Source organism: Acetobacterium sp., assembly GCF_036508315.1.
Classification (GTDB): domain Bacteria; phylum Bacillota; class Clostridia; order Eubacteriales; family Eubacteriaceae; genus Acetobacterium.
Window position 1 is genome coordinate 19,303 of sequence record NZ_DATCHP010000003.1, and the last position, 22,016, is coordinate 41,318.

Annotated in this window: 22 protein-coding genes; 11 read left to right on the forward strand and 11 right to left on the reverse strand. The window is 40.6% G+C overall.

Features of this window, described 5'->3' with window-relative positions; all coding sequences use genetic code 11:
* Positions 1-119 precede the first annotated feature (119 nt).
* From dhaK to VIK44_RS00265, 5 genes are read left to right on the forward strand one after another with little or no spacing between them, the layout of a single operon-like run.
* Entirely contained in the window at positions 120-1,112 is a 993-nt protein-coding gene (gene dhaK, locus VIK44_RS00245; protein WP_331551810.1) for a dihydroxyacetone kinase subunit DhaK, read from the forward strand.
* A gap of 45 nt (positions 1,113-1,157) precedes the next feature.
* Positions 1,158-1,796 carry a dihydroxyacetone kinase subunit DhaL gene (dhaL, locus tag VIK44_RS00250; RefSeq protein ID WP_331551811.1) on the forward strand — a complete coding sequence of 213 codons (639 nt, stop codon included), beginning with the start codon at positions 1,158-1,160 and terminating at the stop codon, positions 1,794-1,796.
* A 3-nt stretch (positions 1,797-1,799) separates the two neighbouring features.
* Positions 1,800-2,183 (forward strand): dihydroxyacetone kinase phosphoryl donor subunit DhaM, encoded by a 384-nt coding sequence (dhaM, locus tag VIK44_RS00255; protein WP_331551812.1) that lies wholly within the window; start codon positions 1,800-1,802, stop codon positions 2,181-2,183.
* Positions 2,184-2,215: 32 nt separating this feature from the next.
* On the forward strand, positions 2,216-3,025 hold the full coding sequence (locus VIK44_RS00260) for a protein-ADP-ribose hydrolase (RefSeq protein ID WP_331551813.1): 810 nt from the start codon (positions 2,216-2,218) through the stop codon (positions 3,023-3,025).
* Positions 3,026-3,856 (forward strand): hypothetical protein, encoded by an 831-nt coding sequence (locus VIK44_RS00265; protein ID WP_331551814.1) that lies wholly within the window; start codon positions 3,026-3,028, stop codon positions 3,854-3,856. It abuts the gene before it with no gap.
* A gap of 106 nt (positions 3,857-3,962) precedes the next feature.
* Here the strand turns inward: VIK44_RS00265 and VIK44_RS00270 are convergent, their stop codons facing one another.
* From VIK44_RS00270 to VIK44_RS00285, 4 genes are all read right to left on the reverse strand, one after another.
* Complete coding sequence (locus VIK44_RS00270) at positions 3,963-6,290, reverse strand: methyl-accepting chemotaxis protein (protein ID WP_331551815.1); 2,328 nt, start codon at positions 6,288-6,290, stop codon at positions 3,963-3,965.
* A 189-nt stretch (positions 6,291-6,479) separates the two neighbouring features.
* Complete coding sequence (locus tag VIK44_RS00275; RefSeq protein ID WP_331551816.1) at positions 6,480-7,778, reverse strand: serpin family protein; 1,299 nt, start codon at positions 7,776-7,778, stop codon at positions 6,480-6,482.
* Between the two features lie 109 nt (positions 7,779-7,887).
* Positions 7,888-8,346, reverse strand: coding sequence for a chemotaxis protein CheX (locus VIK44_RS00280; RefSeq protein WP_331551817.1), 459 nt, complete (start codon positions 8,344-8,346; stop codon positions 7,888-7,890).
* Positions 8,337-9,203 carry a response regulator gene (locus VIK44_RS00285; protein ID WP_331551818.1) on the reverse strand — a complete coding sequence of 289 codons (867 nt, stop codon included), beginning with the start codon at positions 9,201-9,203 and terminating at the stop codon, positions 8,337-8,339. Before VIK44_RS00285 ends, VIK44_RS00280 begins: the two co-directional genes overlap by 10 nt.
* A gap of 577 nt (positions 9,204-9,780) precedes the next feature.
* Here VIK44_RS00285 and VIK44_RS00290 point away from each other — a divergent pair.
* From VIK44_RS00290 to VIK44_RS00315, 6 genes are all read left to right on the forward strand, one after another.
* Positions 9,781-10,833, forward strand: coding sequence for an inorganic phosphate transporter (locus tag VIK44_RS00290; RefSeq protein ID WP_331551819.1), 1,053 nt, complete (start codon positions 9,781-9,783; stop codon positions 10,831-10,833).
* 13 nt (positions 10,834-10,846) lie between these two features.
* On the forward strand, positions 10,847-11,479 hold the full coding sequence (locus VIK44_RS00295) for a DUF47 domain-containing protein (RefSeq protein WP_331551820.1): 633 nt from the start codon (positions 10,847-10,849) through the stop codon (positions 11,477-11,479).
* A gap of 155 nt (positions 11,480-11,634) precedes the next feature.
* Positions 11,635-12,315, forward strand: coding sequence for a response regulator transcription factor (locus tag VIK44_RS00300; RefSeq protein WP_331551821.1), 681 nt, complete (start codon positions 11,635-11,637; stop codon positions 12,313-12,315).
* 342 nt (positions 12,316-12,657) lie between these two features.
* Positions 12,658-13,581: an ABC transporter ATP-binding protein gene (locus tag VIK44_RS00305; protein ID WP_331551822.1), complete on the forward strand. Its 924-nt coding sequence runs from the start codon at positions 12,658-12,660 to the stop codon at positions 13,579-13,581.
* A complete protein-coding gene (locus VIK44_RS00310; protein WP_331551823.1) occupies positions 13,574-14,371 on the forward strand; it encodes an ABC transporter permease in 798 nt (265 codons plus the stop codon). Before VIK44_RS00305 ends, VIK44_RS00310 begins: the two co-directional genes overlap by 8 nt.
* 11 nt (positions 14,372-14,382) lie before the next feature.
* Positions 14,383-15,279 carry a HAMP domain-containing sensor histidine kinase gene (locus VIK44_RS00315; RefSeq protein ID WP_331551824.1) on the forward strand — a complete coding sequence of 299 codons (897 nt, stop codon included), beginning with the start codon at positions 14,383-14,385 and terminating at the stop codon, positions 15,277-15,279.
* A 142-nt stretch (positions 15,280-15,421) separates the two neighbouring features.
* On the opposite strand, the gene VIK44_RS00320 is transcribed toward VIK44_RS00315, so the two are convergent.
* From VIK44_RS00320 to VIK44_RS00350, 7 genes are all read right to left on the reverse strand, one after another.
* Entirely contained in the window at positions 15,422-16,183 is a 762-nt protein-coding gene (locus tag VIK44_RS00320; protein ID WP_331551825.1) for an ABC transporter permease, read from the reverse strand.
* Positions 16,180-16,938: an ABC transporter ATP-binding protein gene (locus tag VIK44_RS00325; RefSeq protein ID WP_331551826.1), complete on the reverse strand. Its 759-nt coding sequence runs from the start codon at positions 16,936-16,938 to the stop codon at positions 16,180-16,182. Before VIK44_RS00325 ends, VIK44_RS00320 begins: the two co-directional genes overlap by 4 nt.
* Positions 16,939-16,948: 10 nt before the next feature.
* Entirely contained in the window at positions 16,949-17,869 is a 921-nt protein-coding gene (locus VIK44_RS00330; RefSeq protein ID WP_331551827.1) for an ABC transporter substrate-binding protein, read from the reverse strand.
* Positions 17,869-18,447: a flavin prenyltransferase UbiX gene (locus VIK44_RS00335; RefSeq protein WP_331551828.1), complete on the reverse strand. Its 579-nt coding sequence runs from the start codon at positions 18,445-18,447 to the stop codon at positions 17,869-17,871. The genes VIK44_RS00330 and VIK44_RS00335 overlap by 1 nt, the downstream gene beginning before the upstream one ends.
* An 83-nt stretch (positions 18,448-18,530) precedes the next feature.
* Complete coding sequence (locus VIK44_RS00340) at positions 18,531-19,412, reverse strand: UbiA-like polyprenyltransferase (RefSeq protein ID WP_331551829.1); 882 nt, start codon at positions 19,410-19,412, stop codon at positions 18,531-18,533.
* The gene (locus VIK44_RS00345) at positions 19,399-20,847 is read right to left on the reverse strand and encodes a menaquinone biosynthesis decarboxylase (protein ID WP_331551830.1); all 1,449 of its coding nucleotides are present in this window, start codon (positions 20,845-20,847) and stop codon (positions 19,399-19,401) included. Before VIK44_RS00345 ends, VIK44_RS00340 begins: the two co-directional genes overlap by 14 nt.
* Before the next feature lie 106 nt (positions 20,848-20,953).
* On the reverse strand, positions 20,954-21,931 hold the full coding sequence (locus tag VIK44_RS00350; protein WP_331551831.1) for an alpha/beta hydrolase: 978 nt from the start codon (positions 21,929-21,931) through the stop codon (positions 20,954-20,956).
* Between the last annotated feature and the right edge of the window lie 85 nt (positions 21,932-22,016).

The following is a 22,016-nucleotide window of genomic DNA, read 5'->3' on the forward strand; positions in this document are numbered from 1 at the left end:
TTAATTGTTAGATTGCCGGGGACCGTAAATTTATTTTCAATAAGCAATCATTAATAAAGCAGAAACGTGTTATTATAGTATGAACTAGGAAACTAACACTGTTTGTAGGAGGAAGTCTTATGAAAAAATTTATTAATGACGTTGAAAATGTAGAAAATGAAATGCTGGAAGGCATGGCCTTTGCATATCCTGAGTATGTGACCCGTCTTGATGGATTTGATGTTCTGGTAAGAACTGAAAAAAAAGTTAGTAAGGTTGCCCTAGTCAGCGGTGGCGGAAGTGGTCATGAGCCAGCCCATGGCGGATATGTTGGAAAAGGAATGCTGGATGCTGCTGTTGCAGGCGCCATGTTTACATCCCCAACGCCAGACCAGGTGTTCGAAGCCATCAAAGCTGTTGATGCCGGACAAGGTGTATTATTAGTTATAAAGAACTACACCGGTGATATTATGAACTTCGAAATGGCAGAAGAACTGGCAGAAGCCGAAGGCATCAAAATTGCCAGTGTTGTTACTAATGATGACGTTGCTGTTGAAGACAGTCTTTATACCACCGGACGTCGGGGTGTCGCAGGAACTATTTTTGTTCATAAAATTGCAGGTGCAAAAGCCGAAACAGGTGCAGACCTCAAAGACGTAAAAACCGTTGCAGAGAAAGTAATTGCCAATGTAAGAACCATGGGCGTCGCCTTAGAACCATGTACTGTACCAGCTGCCGGGAAGCCGGGTTTTGAGTTATCAGATAATGAAATGGAGCTGGGCATTGGTATCCATGGCGAACCGGGAATCGAAAGAAAGCCCCTCCAAAAAGCGGATGTAATCGTTGATTATCTTATGGTCAGAATCCTAAAAGAGTTTAATCTTCAAGCAGGTGCTGAAGTGGCAGTCATGATTAACGGTGCCGGTGCCACGCCTCCAATGGAATTATATATATTAAACCGTCGCGTGCACCAGATTTTAACAGAAAAGGGCATTAGAGTATTTAAAACCTTTGTAGGGGATTATATGACATCCATTGATATGGCTGGAGCTTCCGTTACACTGTTAAAACTTGATACAGAGTTAAAGGAATTACTATTGGCAGAAGCGGACACCTTTGCTTTTAAAATGTAATACAACTTGTTAAGTGACGGATTAGAAAAAGAAACGAGGATAATTATGGCAACTAAGGCTGAGATACTGGATTTTATCAAAATATTTGGTGATAAAATGGCAGAGCATCGACAGGAATTAACAGATCTTGACCAGGTGATAGGGGATGGAGATCATGGGATTAACATGAACCGCGGATTTAATGCTGTAGGGGAAAAATTACCGACACTTGCAGATAAAAGCATTACCGAAATTTTAAAAACTGTTGGAATGACTCTGGTTTCCACTGTCGGCGGTGCAGCCGGTCCGCTTTATGGCACTGCCTTTATGAGAGCAGGGGAATCAGCAAAAAGCAAAGAAGCATTATCCGATCAGGATGTGATTCTTGCTTTCGATGAAGGTGTGGGCGGAATAAAGTTTCGCGGAAAAGCAGTACAAGGCGAGAAAACTATTTTAGACAGCATGATTCCAGCCATTGACGCGATAAAAAAAAGTATCAGAGAAGGAAAACCCATGACCGTCGCTCTAGATGAAGCTGAAAAAGCAGCATGGGAAGGTGTAGCGTACACAAAAACCATTATTGCAACGAAAGGAAGAGCGAGTTACCTGGGTGAACGAAGTATTGGTCACCAGGATCCTGGTGCAACGTCCATGGCCTATTTATTTCAAGCTGCCAAAGAAGCCGCTCAGAAATCAGGTAAATAAAGTATGGTCGGAATTGTAGTTGTTTCCCACAGCCAAAAGATTGCTGAAGGTGCTTGTGAGCTGGCATTGCAAATGGCTCCGAAAGCCAAAATAGCCGCTGCCGGTGGTACTAAGGATGGCCGCATCGGAATAGATGTTGCGAAAATATTAGCAGGAATCCAGGCAGTGCAATCTGATGAAGGCATTGTTATTTTAGTCGATATTGGCAGCGCTGTTATGAGTTCAGAAACGGCCATTGATATGATCCCGGATAACGAAAATATTGTGATTGTCGATGCGCCTTTAGTCGAAGGAACATTTTTCGGTGCGGTTGAAGCTTCCGTGGGATCACCTCTGGCTAAAGTTATTGAGGTGCTAAAAGAATCGAAAAATTACAGGAAAATATAATTTGAATGGTGAAAATCATAGGGAGAATCGAAATGAATAATGAAGAGAAACTTGATTATCTGGTTAAATCACTGACCGAAGAAAACCATGGGATTCCCGGAATAGAACTTACCGAAAATAACTTTACCAAACGAAAATTGCTTCGTGGTCTCATGAACGTCCGACTTCCAGGGAACATAGCTCCGAAATTTTTAGAAATTCAGGATGAATTTCTTTCAAATGAAACTGAAGAAAAGGGAATCATCGATGGGAATAGTCTTATCACCGTTAATAAGATGTTTCCATGTTCCGAAATTCGCAATGGGGATAGAATCGTACTGTGGCAGGGGGACATTACCCGGCTGAAAGTTGATGGGATTGTCAATGCTGCCAATAAAAGAATGCTCGGCTGTTTTACGCCCTGTCATGGTTGTATTGACAATGTCATCCATTCTGCAGCAGGGATCCAGCTTCGGGAAGAATGCAATGAACTCATGGAGAAACAAGGATTTGAGGAACCAACGGGAAAAGCAAAAATCACAAAATCCTATAATCTGCCAAGTAAAGCTGTCATCCATACTGTGGGACCAATTGTGGAAGAAGGTGTGACAAAATTAGAAGAAATCCAGCTTTGGTCATGCTATGAAGAATCTTTAAAATCAGCAATCGACCACCATCTCACAACGATTGCTTTTTGCTGTATTTCCACCGGTGAGTTCCATTTTCCAAACCAGCTGGCCGCTGAAATAGCCGTCCATACAATTGATAATTTCCTTGATTCCCACAAAGAGATAGAAAGGGTAATCATCGATGTCTTTAAAAAAACAGACTGGGACATTTACCAGAAAATATTCGAAGAATAGATGAAACTGAAAATAATTGTCCTGGGTTTAGTTATTATAATACTTGTTTTTATTCTATCTTTTATTTTATTATCTCCCGGCTTTGCCGGACTGAGAAGTGATGTGGCCCTTCAAATTCAAGGTCAAAGTTTTAAAGAAAAAAGTGTTTTCAATCAAGTAGGATTACAGTTGGATATTCCCACAGGCAAAGATGATAATAAAAACGGATGGACCAGAAATATGAAGCTCTATCATCCCGGCAATAACTTTCCTCATGATGGGGGAGCAGGTGAAATGAGTATCCTCTATAATTTTGGTAATTTTGAAAAGGGACGTTCGCTTTTTTATGATCCGAATTCGGATTACTTTAATGCCCATTATGGTGTTTATGCCATTCAACTGGAAAATGGGGTTTTTGGTTTGGAAAATGGACAATTAAACGAAGAAGCCATTACTGATATTGTAGCCTTTGATCAGTTACAACTCGTGATGGAGTCACTAGGCTGTCCACCATCAAAAAGACATTTTGATTATGAAATAACCAGCATCAAAGAAGGACCGGCAATGGCAGGTTTTTCTGACTGGATTCAAATCGATGGGTTAATTAATACCAATTCGCCACTTCATCATCAAACACAGAATCGTTTGGGCTATGTTCAGTACGGCGAGCCGCCTAAAGATTACCTTGGCGAGGATTTTCCGGTAGTCTCCATGGCAGGACGGCTTTACCTGCGCTATGATAATTTAAAAAATATAACGGTCATCTATTTTATGGTTGGAAAAACCCAGGAATTCATCGATGAAACGAGTGTTGATTATTTAATCCCAATTCAATGGAAGACCGTAGATTAAGGTGGCCCAGAACAGTGCCACCTTAATCTAATCACTAAATAAAATAATCCCTTCGATTTCGAGTTTTAATCGAATCCGAAGGGATTATTGTTTTATGATCCAAAAGTTAGTATTTATCATTCTCCATATCAGTTAAGATAATTTTTGGTTCCGATGATGGACTGGTTTTTTTTTCAGATGGTTTTGGAGCGGATGTCGTTTTCTCACTATTTTCAGAGTGTGCTTTTAATTTAAACGCACCCACCATTTCCTTAAGCATTTCAGCCTGACCGGATAGCTCTTCACCGGCTGCAGCACTTTCTTCAGCAGTAGCTGAATTGGTTTGAACGACTTGGGAAACCTGTTCGATACCCTGTGTAATTTGAGCGATTTCCGAGGCTTGATCATTGGAAGCCTGGGCAATGTTTCCGACCAAACCGGTTACTTTTTCAATTTCATTCAGCATTTCTTTCAAGCTCTCTCCAGTGTAATCGGCGATTTTTGTTCCGGTTGCCACTTTGTCAAGGGAGCCTTCAATGAGGACAGTCGTTTCTTTGACTGCTTCTGCGCTTCGTGCTGCCAGGCTTCGAACTTCTTCGGCGACGACTGCAAAGCCTTTTCCATGTTGTCCTGCCCGAGCGGCTTCCACAGCGGCATTCAGTGCCAGAATATTGGTCTGGAAGGCGATGTCGTCAATGACTTTAATGATTTTAGAAATATTTTTAGAGGAATTATTGATTTCGCCCATGGCCAGGATCATTTTTTTCATTTGATCATTGCCGATTTCGGCGCTTGCCTGAACTTTCAAGGTTAGTTCATTGGCCTGGTTGGCGTTTATTGCATTACGCTTCGTTTCCGCAGCAACCTCTTCGATAGAGGCAGTGAGTTGCTCTATGGCACTGGCTTGTTCAGTTGTGCCCTGGGCCAGTGCCTGTCCACCGTCAGATATTTGTCTGGAACCAGATTCGACTTGTCCCGATGCATTGTCAATTTCAGACATGACTTCGCTTAAATTGGTGGTGATGCCGTTGATGGCCAGCTTAATATTCACAAAATCGCCGTGATAGTAAGATACAATTTCCTGACTGAGATCCCCATTACCGACTTGTTCCAACGTGCTTGTGATTTCGTCCACATAACGTTTGAGGAATTTGATGGTTCGATTCATATCATCTTTAATTTTACCATGATGTCCTTTGAAGTCGCCTTCCATGATAGTGTTTAAGTTGCCCTTGGACAGTTCTTTTAATGCTCCGGAGGCTGCTTTTATGGGTTCAATCACAACATCAAGGGTTTGGTTGAAGCCTCCAATGACCTTGGCATATTCGCCAGGGAATTTACTGGCATCTCCGCGATGATTCAAATCACCTTCAACAGCGATCCGTGTCATTTCGTCAGCTTCGTCAACCAATGATTGAATATTTTCAATCATCTGTACCAGGCTCGGGGTAAAATTGTCCTCATCGCTAGTCTTTCCGAGACTTTTCAATTCTTCATAATCGCTTAAATTTCCGTTGGAAACATTGTTGACAATGGTGAGAATATTGGTGAGTTTCTCTTGCATATCATTAACCGATTTGGCGAGTTCACCGAATACACCTAAATAGTTGCCTTCCATTTTTTCGTCAAAATTGTTGATGTCCAATTGATGCAGAACGGTTTTGGTTTCGGTTAAGGCTCCTAAACCATCGATACAGGTATTAATATTGTCCTTAAGCACATTAAAATCACCTTGGTAGTTGAGTGAGAGCCGCGGTGGTACTTTACCCATTCCAATTCTTTCGATGGCCTTCACTGCAACCTTTAAGGGCTTAACAAATGAAGTGATAACAGCGTTTAATTCAACAATAAAATTTTTGAATAATCCAGGGTATCCTTCCGTATTTCCCCTAAAACTAAAGTCACCATTCAAGGCTGCAGTTTCGGTTTCTCTCATGCCATCGTAAAGCTTATTCATTTCTTTAACCAGGGCAATAAAGGAGTAGGAAAAGACATCCTTATCCGATTGGGGTTTAATTTTTACAGTGAAATCGCCTTGAGATAAATGCTGAATCGCCTGGGCCTGAATTTTTCTGTTTTCAACCATCAGCTTAAACGATTTCATTAGATTCCCAAGTTCATCATTGGTTGTTATCTCAGGTAACTCAATATCTAAATCTCCAAGCACTAATTTGTCTAATGTATTCTGCAGTGCGTGAATTGGTTTGGCCATACTTTTTGATACGAATTTGGCGACAACTCCGCCGATTAACAGAATAATTAGCATAGCAATCAGCATAATAGTTATCGATGCTCCTAAGTTAATCGAGATGATTCCTAAAGGTATTACGACAAGCCCAAGAATTACAATGATAAATACAAATAATCTGTTGGAAAACCCCATTTTAAAGTGTTTCGTTAAAAGTTTGCCTCTCAGTTCATTCACAGCATTCCCTTTTGTCTGACTTCTTTTCATTTTTTCCCCTCTCAAATTGTAATTTCATTCCTTTATGTAAATTAATGTTTGGGGTATTCTGAATTTTCACACCTAATTGATAATTGGATACCCGTAACTTTAATATCGTCATATTCTGATATAACTTTAGGAAGATATTGTTCTATGATGGAAAAAAATGAAAGTGCACAAAGTTAACGATACGGATGATTATGGATGCCTCACAACACCAATAAATAGAGTTGATCCAGTTTGGTTTTCCTGAATGACAAACATAAATGGGCGGTTACAGTTAAACATTTTGGGCTCATCGCTTGGGACACTGGTAACACCCATGGTAATGACGGTAACTGCTGCCGCTTCGGTTCCCTTTTCATCGACAATGATTGAGGCGTTTTGAAACAAATCGCTGATGTATACATTCCCGTTAGCAGATTCAATCATATTTGAAAAATCAGCCTCATCCGGTGAAAAGGATGTTTTCATACCGGATGAAGAGAGTGGATCTTTAAGGTCATTGCTCACCTCGTATTTAAATTTCGGGAAATCCAGGATTAATGGTGATGAACTCTGTTTTGCATTTTCTATTTTTGCGGCAATTTCATCAAAAGAAGCGGTATTAATAAATGTTTCAATATTTTCTTTTGGCAGGAGAATGTACATGGTACTCCCCCCATAGTAAGGCAACCCGGCAATTTGACTGGATTCATCTTCATAGTATTCAAAACTATTCTCCTGCTGCATCATATCCACATCAACCGATTCAGTTTCGCTGAAAGAAAAAGGCTTCTTTGTTGTTTGAGAGTCATCAAATGCTTTAATCCAGGTACCTTTAAAATAAACAGTATTCATGAGATAAGCAATGGTGCTCGGATTGATTTCAGAAAGTGTGTTTTTCAAGAGATGATTTGTCTTTTCTTCCACCCAAAGATTGATTTGATCCACGGTTTTCGGGTCAGAGAAATCTGTTTTGTAGACTTCAGCGTCATAAGATGTTTTTAGTGTGTCAACAAAATCCTGCTTTGGAATGATGTCATCTTTAAACCAAAAGGAATTTGCAATATTGAGAGTAAAGGGTGGTGGCGTTTCATCTTCACCCTTTGTTTCGGCTGAAGAAATTTGGTTGAAATAATTCAGCAGGGTGTTAAATCGGCTGTTTAAGCCTGGATCCGAGTCCGCCATGGCAGTTAAAATGCCTTCCTTTGTCTGGCCTTCAGCGCCGTTTTGCACCATGGCCAGGGCAACAGAAAGACTAATAGGGGACATAAGGACATTATTTTCCGGGGAGTTCTTAAGCATGCCTTTCATCAGATTGTATCCGGTCTGATTTGAACCCTTAATGCTCAATGCAACAGCATCATTCATAACGACATCAGAAACAGTTTTGTCTTGAGTTTCAAATTTGGTTGTTGGATTAACTAATCCTTTAGAAACACTGTCTGGCAGCAGACCGCAACCGCTAAACAACAGAGTACAAAATAATAAAGTTGTAAATGTTTTAAGTTTCATCCAAACCACCCTTTTTTTGTTTAATTATACCTTTTCAGATGCTGTTTTGTCAAAAAAAAACAAGGTATCGATTTTAAAAATCTATACCTTGTCAGAAATTAAACTTATCTTAATCTAAAGCGACACTGATTTCCAGCTTAATGCCGTCTACATCAAATTCAGCACAAATAATCTCATCTTTATTCATGCTTAACTCGATATCCTCACCGTACATAAGGGTAGGAACAGATATATCCACAGTGATTCCTTCATTTGAAAAATTTATTCCCGCATTGGCAGTCAGCATATTGGACAATTCAGAAAGCGCACTTTTTGCCATGTCATCCAATTCTTCTACCGGCATGCCCATCATCATAATCGAAGCTATTTTTTTTGCGCCTTCTTTACTAGTGGAATAAACCACGTTACCTTTTTTATCTCCAACGATTCCCAGGGTGATAACGACTCCGCTGGCAACAATCTTTTTCCTCTTAGTAGTCAGTCCATTTTGGGTTACACATTCAAAACCCAGCTGTGGCAAAACGTCAGTTACAGCGTCAATAAAGGGTTTAATCATTTTCAGTGCCATTCATTACCTACCTTTTGAAAACCGGCATTCATAAAAACTTCTCCTAAATTTGTTTTTATCTTATACGATTTACTTAGAATATCCCCGATGGATATAGTAATATCATTTCCGCGAAAAACCGTTGGCGGAGAGACTCTAAGACCAAATGACTGATTTAATCCATTAAGCAGAGAACAGGCATTGCCTGCAACGACATTGGTAAACTCGCTTAAAAATGCGATTGCATTGTCAATTGATTGATCTTCATCCTGTAATATTTTTCTTGTCATATTCAGTGAAGTATCATCTGACATGTCAATGATGCATCTGCCGTTGTGTCTTCCAATGATGCCAATCGTCACTGAGATTCCCGAAGATTTCCTGGTGGCCGTGGAGTTAATCGGATTGTCCTCAATCACTATTTCGCCACCGATTTCTCTTTTTAAGAAACTGAATATTGATTCCTTAAAAGCTTCTTCATAATTATCAGTTAAGATTTTATACAGTTCGTCTCCTTCAAACAATCGTTGGATTGATGCATTAAGTTCGTTTTGATTCACTGGCTTTTGCAAATATGCTTTTATTCCAACATCTTTTGCTTTTTTAATAATTTCTTCATCCATCATTGAACTGATCGCCAGGATCTTTGCATCTTTAACATGTTTTAAAATCTCTCTTGAACATTCTATCCCGTCACCATCCGGCAAGGTCATATCCATGGTAATCAAATCGAAGGTATTGCCCTTGGCTTGTTCGATTGCATCACCCATTGTCAGTGCCGTAGCCACAACATCAAGACCACTTTTTACCAACATGTTTTTTAAAACTGCAATTGAAAAAGTAGAATCATCGACAATCATTACTTTTAAACTTCCCATAATTTCTCCCCTTTGAAATAATAGACTTAAAATTTTACATGCTTTATTCTATTTCTGAAAAGGGGTGTACGTCAAGTTATATTTACCGGATATCTCTGTGAGATCTCCATTTAGATGTCCAGGTAAAATGGTTTCTTCTTGAAAACTATATGATTCTATAGCAAAATGATTTAAGAGTAGAAGACGTTTTTAAGGAAGGAATAACAACAATGATCTCTTTAGTAGAGTTAACCCTTGAATTATCAAGATTTCTCTGAAATTGCAAAAATAATTAAATTTCATCATGTTGATTGGGATGGAAATAAATGAAGGATTGCTGGCCACAAGGACTTTTAAAACTCAAGGATTTTTCCGCCATCTGTTTCGATGGCCGTGTAACTCCCCGTATCTTTTATCACCTGGCGATATTATTATATCATTCATTAAGAGTGAGCATTTTATTAAAAAATCTTCTATTGACGTACTTTCTGTAGTAAAATGAAAGCGGCACTAACAGTCAAAAGAAGTGGTGCTATCAAAACTCAATCAATACAATTGATTTTTGGATGTGCATAGAAAAAGAGGAGAAGAAAAAGATATGACAATAACTTTATCGGATTTTATCAATGGTATCATGAATAATCCGGCGCTATTGATAATTGTAGTATTGACACTTGGGGTCATTCTAGTAAACGGTTGGACCGATGCACCAAATGCCATTGCTACCTGTGTATCCACACGGTCTCTAGCGCCCAGGAAAGCAATTATCATGGCGGCCATCTTTAATTTCCTGGGTGTTTTTGTAATGACTTCCATTAATGCAAAAGTTGCCCAAACCATAGCAAATATGGTTAATTTCAGCGGTAACCCAGATGATGCGATTATCGCCTTGTGTGCTGCTCTTTTTGCCATTGTGCTGTGGGCAACCGCCGCATGGTATTTCGGGATTCCCACTAGTGAAAGTCACGCGTTAATTGCTGGATTATCCGGAGCTGCGATTGCTCTGCAAGGTGGTATTGGCGGAATCAATGGAGCAGAATGGATCAAGGTTATTTATGGTTTGTTTACTTCCACCATTTTGGGCTTTGGATTTGGTTTCCTGGTTGTCAAAGCAGTGATGCGTATTTGTAAAAAAATGTCTCGGCAACAAACGACAAATTTTTTCAAAAAAGGGCAAGTCGGTGCAGGAGCTGCCATGGCATTTATGCACGGCGCTCAGGATGGCCAGAAATTCATGGGGATCTTCATGCTTGGAATTTTCCTGGCTCAAGGTAATGCAAATGCAACAAATTTTGTTATTCCAGTTTGGATGATGATCTTGTGTTCCCTGGTCATGGCTTTAGGAACGTCTATTGGGGGCATGAAAATCATTAAAACCGTTGGAATGGATATGGTTAAGCTGGAATCCTTCCAGGGATTCAGCGCTGATGTTGCAGCTTCAGTCTGTTTACTGCTGTCGTCTATTTGGGGGTTACCGGTAAGTACCACACATACGAAAACAACGGCCATTATGGGAGTAGGCGCGGCGAAACGCTTTTCCTCTGTTAACTGGTCAACCGTAAATAGTATGGTTTTGGCTTGGGTACTGACGTTTCCGGGATGTGGATTAATTGGTTTTCTAATGGCCTGGATTTTTGTGAGAATTTTCTAAGAAGGAGTTTACTATGTCAAAAAAAATGAAAACAAAAAGGTATAACTATTATAAGGAATTCATCAGTGTTTCCAATTTAATTGTGGAAGCATCGCATTTCCTGAATGAAATTATGAATGACTATGATGTCAATGATTTAGAACAAAAGCTGATACAATTGCATAAAATCGAACGCAATGCCGATGAACAAAAATATGAGATGATGAACAATCTGTATCGAGATTTTCTTCCTCCCATTGAACGGGATGATATTATTGATCTGGCAAATGCCCTCGATACAATCATCGATTTAATTGAAGATATTTTAATATACATTGATATGTATCAAGTTCCGGCGATTACAGCCGAAATGCTTGAATTTACGGAATTGATTGAAAAATGCGCTGAAAAGCTTCAGGAAGCAATCAAAGACCTGAAAAATTTCAAGAAACCAAAAGCCCTTCATGAAGCAATTATTTTGATTAATCGTTATGAAAATCTTGGAGATGATTTATATACGAAATCAGTTAAAAAACTCTTTGTCGCAAGAAAAGATGCTCTTGATACCATAGCATTAATACGAATTTATGATTACTTTGAGAAAAGCTGTGATTCGTTTGAGGAAGCGGCAGATATTATCTCAAGCATCATCCTCAAAAATTCTTAGCGTTGATCAAATAATTTACCCCATTATTATAGCCTTTTACCTGGTGATATTTGTTCGTTCCAGTGTAAAAAAAATATTCCGTCTTAAGGTGATCTGGAAAGAAAGAGAAATTCGACTAGAAAAATAATAGAGAAAGGCGGTATCAAGCATTTACGATGGATACAATTTTAATTGTAGAAGATAACAGGGATGTGAATCTCATGCTGGCAGAAGCATTAACCGATGCAGGCTATGAGACAAAATCCATATACACAGGAACAGATGGCATCCGAGAAATCAAAAGTCATTCCTACGACCTGATTTTGCTGGATATAATGCTTCCCTATAAAAGCGGGGATGAAATTCTCAAAGAAGTCCGGTCATTTTCGGATGTGCCGGTGATCATTATTTCCGCAAAGGAACTGGTTGGCACAAAAATTGACCTTTTGAAAATAGGCGCCGATGATTATATCACCAAGCCCTTTGACCTTGGAGAAGTGGTGGCCCGGGTGGGATCCAATTTACGGCGTTTTCATAAACAGATTCAGGAAACCAGGACTTTCAGTTATAAGGATTTAGCCTTGGATGACAGTACAAAGCGGGTGGCTATCAGTGACGCTGAAGTCGAGTTAACCGCCAAAGAATATTTAATTCTGGAGCTTCTCTTAGAACACCCGGGTAAGGTTTTTACCAAGGCGAATCTCTATGAAACCGTCTGGGAGGAAGACTACCTAGGGGATGATAATGCGGTAAAAACCCATATGAGCAATCTGCGCAGCAAACTGAAGAAGGCCAATCCTCATGAAGACTATATCGAAACCGTTTGGGGATTGGGCTATCGGCTGTATAAGGCTTGAATTGTCTGTACAACTGCACACCAATAGCAGATAATGTGAGGTGTCGTTGTACAAAAAAAGGTTCTTTGAATTGAATTATCTCTTTCTTGACTTATTCTTCGTCCACCTTAACCTTTTCTAAACCTTTTAATCCTAAACTAAAGTCATCGATAATTGCGAAAGTAATCCAATCCCTGTTGTCGGTTTATATAAAACAATTTTTCCACTCTACGTCGGACACTCTTCGAGATGTCCGCCTAAGACGTTACAAAATCGTTTATATAAACCGACAACAAGGTCTAAAGGTTTTTGTTTGTGGATTTCGCAGTTATCACTAAAGTCAGGAAAGGATTGGTGAACAAAATGAATGATCGCGTATTAAAAACAAACAATCTCACAAAAACCTATAAAGGCACGGATGCACTGCATAATGTGTCGATCTCCCTGGAGTCTGGAAAAATATATGGACTGATCGGCCAGAATGGCGCCGGAAAAACCACGTTAATGCGGTTGATCGCAGGACTTAGCTTCCCCAAAAGTGGCAACATTGAGCTTTTCGGTCATACCGGGGAAAAAGCTTTGCAGACTGAACGAAAACGACTGGGGTCCATAATTGAGTATCCCGGGATGACTCCTAACATGACTGCCAGGGAAAATCTCAAATTTCACAGAATGATGCAAGGAATCCCCAATCAGGAAGTTGAGGATGAACTCCTGGTTTTGGTGGGGCTCGGTGATACCGGGAAGAAAAAAGCGAAAAACTTTTCACTTGGCATGAAGCAGCGCTTGGGCATTGCCACAGCTCTGCTGGGGAATCCAGAATTGCTGATTTTGGATGAACCCATCAACGGCCTTGATCCCATCGGTGTGGTTGAAATCCGTAATCTCCTGAAAAAATTATGTGATGAACGACAAATGACCATTTTAATTTCCAGCCATAATTTGCCGGAGCTGTATCAAACCGCAACCGATTATATCATCATCCATAAAGGGGAAATTAAACAGACCCTCACCCTGGAACAGCTTGAAGAAAACTGCAAACACCATATTCTTATCAGTTGTGACCAGCCTGAAAAACTCACCAGTATTTTGGAAATGGCACTGAATACCACTAATTATAAGGTAATGCCGGATCAGTCGGTAAAACTTTATGATTATCTGGATGATAAAGCCCTGGTAGCACGATTGATTTTTGAAAACGGTATTATCGTAACGAATTTTTCAATTGAAGGGGATACCCTTGAAAACTACTTTATATCAGTGGTAGGAGGTGACAGTCATGCTTAATCTCATACGCGCCGATTTATTTAAGCTGTTCAAATCCATGTCCATTAAGATTCTGTTTGGCATCACCTGCCTTTGCGCTTTCACATTGACAGTTATGGCCTATTTAATACCCCGGGGAGGAATTGATGCCGGAATGACGGGCATCGGTTTTATGTTCTCGGATATTAATATCATCAGCATCCTTGGTGCGGTGCTTGCAGGGACTTTCATCTGTGGCGATTTCGACAACAAAACCATCCATGACGCCATTGCCTCAGGTTCCAGCCGAATGGCGGTTATTGTCAGTAAAGCGATTGTATTTTTCTGTGGTATTGCCTTTCTTTTACTGCCCTATGCTCTGGCCACTGTATTTGCGCTGGGGTCCGGTTTCGAGTTTGGAATGGACGCGGTGGCATTGGGATTTCTCAATTTCCTTACCAGGGGATCCGGTAACGCCATACAGGTATCCGAGCTTTTAAAACTGTTCGCGGTGATACTGACCCTGGTGATTGTATATACATCCCAACTCAGTGTTTGTGTGCCCCTTGCCTTTGTGCTCAAGAAGCCGGTTTTGGTAGTTGCCATTTATTACGCCATGACCATTCTCAGTGCCCAGCTCATCGCATTAAGTGCAAGCTCAGAAGCCCTTGATTTTATTTTATCCAAAACGCCATTTGGGGGAGACTACATCTTTTTAACCATGAATTCGGGCACGGTTGACATTGTTGCCGCAATTTTTGGCAGTCTGGTATTTATGATGGTCATGCTTGCCATTACCTATGGGGCCTTTAGAAAAGCAGAAATTAAGTAACAGAAAGGTTGGTGAAAGGGTTGACCATTATTCTTGGTGTGATCTTATTTTTTCTCGCTTTGTATCTTATTTATCTTCAATATCAGCTACACAGCCTGAACCGCCAGCTTCATAAGCGTTTGGTTGAAAAAACCAGACAGCCGCTGTCCCTGGAACTCATTAACCCGGAACTCAGCCGGCTTGCCGCCAATATGAATAAAAGTCTGAAAGCCGAAGAAACCCTTCGGCTTAATGGCATTCGAGAAGAAAAACAGTTTAAGGAAATGATTGCCAATATATCCCATGATCTGCGAACGCCTCTCACTGCCATTAAGGGCTATCAGCAGCTCATGGAAAAAGGGGAATTAACCAATGATCAACGACGAAAACTTCACACTGCGCAAAAACACGCAGATGAGCTGGGAAACCGGATTCAACATTTCTTTGAATATTCCTATTTGTTAAATGCAGAGTCTGAACCTACAATCGAAGGTTTTAATCTAACAAACCTTGTGGCAGAATGCCTGGCAGAGTCTGTTGCTGTTTTTGAAGAAAACAATCTGTCGGTATGCTTTGAAGAAGGGCCATCGGTTTTCGCTTTTGGTGATCAAGAAATGACCACCCGGATTGTGCAAAATCTCATAAGGAACTGCACAGCACATTCGGTAGGGGATATTAAGGTTCGGATTAGTAGCGAAGACTTTGCGGTGATCTCATTTAAAAACCCTGTGAAAAATCCACAGGTAATCGATGTTAATCGGCTGTTTGACCGATTTTATACCGCAGACAAGGCTCGGGGAGAAACCACTGGCCTGGGACTTTCCATTGTTAAATCCCTTGCCGAAAAAATGAACGGCCATACAAAAGCGGATTTACAAAAGTGTGAGCTTGAAATTCGGATTGAACTGCCGCTATGTGAAAGACCTTAATGATAAACAAAGACGTGGGGATATTTTCCCACGTCTTTGTTTAAGTATCTAAGATGGACGATTTCTATTGGATATATATATTGGATATGGATCAATTATCAGTTCAAACAAGACAAACGAAACGTCCCCGCGTCTGAGTCTTCTATCCTTCCTGGGGGGCTGTTTGTTTCCATTTACAGACATGTTCTTCAATGATATCAATCATTATGAACAAGACAAACCCGACTAAACTAATAATAATAATGCCCAGGTACATGTTCATGTAATCCATTCTGCTCCATGCGTCTAAAATATAAAATCCCATACCATATTGGGTGCCATAAGCCTCGGTAAAAAACAGAATCGACAATGCCGTTCCAACGGATACCCTTAAATTGGTCAGAAGTTCAGGTAAAATCGCTGGCAGCGTCACATTTAGAAACCGTTGGGTTTTTGAACCACCTAAACTCGTGATCATGTCATAGGTTTCATGAGAAATATTTTGCACCGAATCCCGGGTGACGACAATGACCTGAAAAACTAAAATAAGCACAATCAGGATGATTTTGGAACCATTGCCCAGGCCGAATATCAGCATTAGAATTGGCAGAAAAACCGTTTTCGGGGTGGGGTAGGTTAAATAGACAACGGGTCCGAGCACCTTGGTCCACTGACCGGAATTGGCCATCAGCAGTCCAATGGCAATACCAATAATCAGTGCAATAATGATACCGCTTGTTACCCGATAAAGGCTGGCTAGGATGTGCATTCCTATTTCCTGATTGAGTATATCACCCATATGAGCGTAGACTTGAAGGGGTGTCGGCAACACGGATTTATTCCAGAGTACTGCCACCAGATACCAGATCAAGTTGATCAATCCGAATCCCTGGAGAAACATGACCAATCTTTTTTTTGATTTCATAGGGTCCATCCTTTTTTGATAATGCCCCTGATATACGAGGACAATTTCAGGTGCTCCGTATTTTCACGTATATTCTCGGTATTAAAAAGAGGGTTATCAATAATTTCGACAATTGTTCCGGGACAGTCGGACATAATAATAAGCTTTTTACCCATGAAAATGGCTTCTTCAATGCTGTGGGTAACAAATAGAGTGGTCAGCTTTTTTTTGTTCCATAATTGTATGAATAATTCCTGGGCTTCTTCCCGGGTAAGTGAATCCAAGGATGAAAAGGGTTCATCCATCAGTAACAGTTGGGGATTCATAATAAATGCCCGGGCAATCGCTACTCTTTGCTTTTGTCCGCCACTCAGGTCCTTTGGAAATCGATGTTTAAGATCCGATATATTCAGGTGTTCCAGTATATAATCGATTTGTTCCTGGGTTTGGGTATTGATCTTTATGCCTTTTATTTTAAGAGACAGTAGATAGTTTTGTTCCACGTTTTTCCAGGGGAGAAGTCCAAAGTGCTGGGGGATATATCCAATCGCCTGTTCCCTGGGATATAAGGGAACATCGTTTAACAAGACCTGCCCTTCGTAATTTTGAATGACACCGCTAAGAACACTCAGCAACGTGGATTTTCCGCAGCCGGATGGCCCGATGATAGCGTAGATTTCGCCTTGTTGAATCGTCAAATCGATGGGGCCCAGGGCATGGATGCTTTCATCTGCTTTTTTGTAGGTAACCGCAAGTTGTTTTATGACTAACATCATTCACCTTCTTCTATTGCTGCATAACGAGATCTTTCGGGGTCAGCTTTTTATCAACTAACTGGTTTGCGTTTACCCAGTCAATGGCGTCCTGGAGTTCACTATCTGGTGGAAGTCCGCTTTTTTCAAAGGCAGGTAAAACGATCTGACCTTTCATCTCTGCGGGATATCCAATTGTATCAATAACGATGTTTTCATATGACGCTATCGGATTTGTGTTTGTAAAATCAATGGCGGCATCATAGGCCTTAAAAAAATGATTGATTTCTTCTTTTTTATTAGTGATAGCTTCCTGGGAGAAGGCAATGATCGAGGGGTAAAGTCCCATTTCACTGGCTTTACCAAGGACCACACCGCCGTCTTTTATTGCCAGAGAAGCAAAAGGTTCAGGTAAAAGCGCCAAGTCAACTTTATTATTCGTCAGCATTTCAACCCGGGCCGGAATGGCAGGAATCGCTGTTTTGACAATACTCCCTGTATCTATGTTATTTGCTTCAAGCATTTTATCCAGGGTATATTCGATAACCGTATTTTCAGATATGGCCACTGTTTTGCCACTGATATCCTTCATTGATGTAATGCCTGAATCTTTTCCGGCAATAAGCAGATGATCACAGGTTGTGGAACTTGCAATTTTAATATCAAAACCAGCATTCTGGTAAAGGCAAATAGCCACTTGATCGCCGATAATGCCGTCTAAATTTCCGGATTGATAGGCTGCATCCCTGTCTTTGGCACTTTTAAATATTTCATATTTGACCTGTACCTTTTCTTTCTCAAAAAGGCCTTGTTGTTCAGCTAATATAATCGGAATAGCATCCGCCGAAGCCATTAGGCCAATGGTCAGTGTCTTTTGCCCAGCTGCTTCTTTGCCGCATCCTGCCAGCGAAACCATAAGTACCAGCACTAAACCTATAACTGTTAATTTTTTCATCAGTTATCCTTCCATTTTTCAAAAAGTGTGTTCTCAATCAGGAGATTATCAAGGATCTTGCCGACAACAAAATCCACCAGTGATTCGATGGTCTCCGGCATATGGTAAAATCCTGGCATTGCCGGGATTATTCGCACGCCTAAACGTGCGAGCTTTAACATATTTTCAAGATGTATGGCATTAAATGGGGTTTCTCTTGGTACGATAACCAATTTCCGATTCTCTTTAAGGGCTACATCCGCAACCCGTGTTAAAAGGTTTTTCGAATGCCCCTGGCTGATTTCTGCTAGAGTTCCCATGGAACAGGGCAAAATAATAACGGCATCATAGGAATAAGATCCACTGGCTACCCCAGAAAATAGATTGTCGATATCTTCCAGTTTAATATGGGCATATTCTTTTTTTAGATCTTCAACCCATTTGTCCAGTTCGATGCCGGTTTCAAATTTCATGACTTTTTTACCATTTGCAGTACAGATAATGTTCAGTTCATAGCCTTTTTCCAATAATACTTCAATGATTCGTTTTGCATAGATGCTGCCGCTGGCACCGGTTATGCCAATAATTATTCTTTTCAAGGGAAACTTCCTTTCAAATCATTATGAATGACAATACACTTGACATCTAGTTCACAAGTCTATCTATCCAATAACGCTTTTTACTATATTAAAGCATCGAGCACACCAAAAATCAAAAAAGTCACACTGATGAGCTGGTTTATACTATAGGATGCGATGTTCACATGGGTTAGCTTTTCAGGTTTGACCATGCGGTGCTCGATAATAAATAGAATGGCGATGATTCCCAACCCAATATAATAGATCCACCCCAGGGCCGGTGTTAACAACCCGACAAAGATAAGGAATATCATTGCTCCCAGGTGAAATAGTCCGGCAATACGAAGGGCATTTTTTACGCCAAAAGTAACGGGGATTGAATGCAGGCCATGATTAACATCGTATTCATAGTCCTGAGAACCATAGATAATATCAAATCCAGCGACCCAAAGGGTATTCGCAGCTCCCATAAATAAAGGAATCCAGGAGATGCTTCCAGTAACCGCGATCCATGCTCCAACCGGAGCCATTGCCGTTGTGACACCTAAAAATAAATGACAAAGAAAGGTGAATCGTTTTGTGTATGAATAGAATACGAGAAAAAACAATGCCACCGGAGATAGTATCAAACATAAAGGGTTAAGCATTGCCGCTGCTACCACCATCAGTATAAAGCAACCAATGGACAAAACAATCGCTTCGCTTTTTTTGACTAGACCCTGGGGGATTTGCCGTGTCGCCGTGCGGGGGTTTTTCTTGTCAATCTCTGCATCGATGACGCGATTGATGGCATTGGCTCCGGTTCTGGCTCCCATAAAAGCAACTAAAATCCAAAAGGCTGTTTCCGGCGCGATGTTCCCGTTACCTGCAATTAACATGGATATGAGGGCAAAGGAAAGGGAAAAAATGGTGTGCGAAAACATAACGAGATTCCCGTAGTCCTTAATTTTATGAAGGACCTTAGAAAAACTGTTAATCAAGACCATATTCGGACCACCTTTTAGACACACGGTCTTTAATCTCCTGGGTCATTTCAATATCATCAGGCCAGTCCCTGGTATGTCCTTCGCTTTTCCATTTTCGGGTTGCGTCAATACCCATTCTATGCCCATAGTGGGGAAGATTCGACGCATGGTCCAGGGCATCCAGAGGGCCCTCGGATATTACCACATCGCTTTTGGCATCAATGTTATTAAATACTTTCCAGGCGACGGTGCTCAGGTCACAGGGCTTAATTTCTTCATCCACGACAATAATCATTTTGGTATACATCATTTGCCCCATGCCCCATAAGCTGTTCATGATCTTCTTGCCATGTCCCGGATACCTTTTTTTAATCGAAACAATGACACAGTTATGAAAAACACCTTCCAAGGGAAAGTTGATTTCCACAATTTCCGGCAACTGCATTTTTATTAGCGGCAGAAAAATGCGTTCGGTTGCTTTACCCATATAACAGTCTTCCATCGGTGGCTTTCCAACCACTGTTGCCGGAAAAATAGGCTGTTTCTTGTGGGTGATACAGGTTACATGAAAAACAGGGTAATAATCCGCAAGGGAATAATAACCGGTGTGGTCGCCAAAGGGACCTTCAAGACGAAGATCCTCATTTACATCCACATATCCCTCTAAAATAAATTCAGCATCCGCAGGGACATAGATATCATTGGTTATGGACTTAACCATTTTAACCGGCATTTTCCGTAAAAACCCTGCAAACATCATCTCATCAATCATTTTAGGAAGTGGCGCCGTTGCTGCGTAGGTAATCGCCGGATCACAACCCAAGGCAACGGAAACCGGCATTACGCCGCCAAGCTCTTTATAGTCATCATAAATTTCTCTGCCATCCTTGTGCCAATGCCAATGCATGCCGGTGCTGTTTTTATCATATACCTGCATACGATACATGCCCATATTTTGAATGCCGCTTTTGGGATCCTTTGTGATCACGATGGGCAAAGTAAAGAACTTCCCGGCGTCATCCGGCCAACATTTTAAAACCGGTAATTTGGACAAATCAGGTTCATAATTGATCACCTGTTGGCAAGCCCCTTTTACAGGAAGCTTAATGGGTATGATACATGCCATCCGGGTTAATCTCGGCAGAGACTTAACCGTCTTCATCAGTCCCAGATAATTTGTCATGTCAATAAACTCTTCAATGCTGTTTCCAATGTCATCAAGTTTTTCAACACCTAGGGCCATACTCATACGTTCATAGGTTCCCATGGCATTGATGAGCACTGGAAATTCTGATCCTTTAACCTTTTCAAAAAGCAAGGCCGGACCATAATTCTTGCTTACTCTATCGGTTATTTCCGTAATTTCAAGTTCAGCATCTACTTCAGTGGGGATTCTTTTTAATAAATGATTTTTTTCTAATTCATGAATAAAATCCGATAAATCTTTAAAGGCCATGCAAAGCTCCAATCCTAAGACTCATTTAGTTCAATAGACATATAATTCTAACTCAATTATAGACGTAATCTCAGGCTTTTGCAACGGCGCCATTACTATTCGAAAATCATTTCTGCTCAGCAAAATAATGAGCGACAGCATAATTAAATGAATTTATAAAAAACGAAATTGCCTTTTTGCTTATATCCGCCCTGGAGTTTACGGCATGAAAGGCATGATAACACCCTTCATACATTTCAAAATCAACTGGAACACCGGCTTTTCTTAAATTGACAACATATTGAATCGTTTCATCCCTAAATGGTTCTAAGTCACCAATAAAAGTAGCGGTTGGCGGAAGGTTGCTGTAATCTGTTGCCCTGGCAGGAGCCGCATAGGCAGGCACATCCTTCCCATACAATTCACCAAGATATAATTTCCAGGCCCATCTATTTGAATCAGAGTTCCAAATAGGGGCATTATTGTCTTTTGCCGATTCACTAATCATTCGATCGTCTATCATCGGATATAATGGCATCTGAAAAGCAATATTTACTTCTCCCTTATCTCTTGCATAGAGAGTCAGAGCAGCAGTTAATCCGCCTCCGGAACTATCTCCTCCGACCATGAGCTGATTTTCTCTGATACCCAGTTCTTTCGCATTGATTTTCATCCATAGAAGAGCTTCATAACAGTCTTCCAGCGCGGCCGGATAGGGTTCATCAATGGATACACGATAATCGGGAGCGACGATAACACAATTACTTTCCTGAATTAATTTTTTATACATGACTTCATCTTGTTCCGGAACTCCGAATGCATAACCGCCACCATGAATCCAAAGTACTCCGGGAACGTCTTGTTTTGGATTAAGGGGCTTGTATATGCGAATACGCAATTTAGATTCATCTTTCTTACGAGGAATCAACTTTTCACTGCTTTTTAGTTCCTTGATGTTTTTTCCGGCAAAGAATTTATTTAATATTTTTTGATTTCTCTGGGCATTTTTGAGAAATTCTGTTTCACTGGATGCGTGGATTATGAGGTCCATAAGTTTACCTGTAAGTCTCAATTGCTTATCAATCATTTTATTTGTTACTTTCATTTTTACTTATTCCTTTTATCAAATTGTTTCAACCGATAAAGTTACTAACCCTATTGTATGAGAATGAGCAAAAAGAAACAAGTGC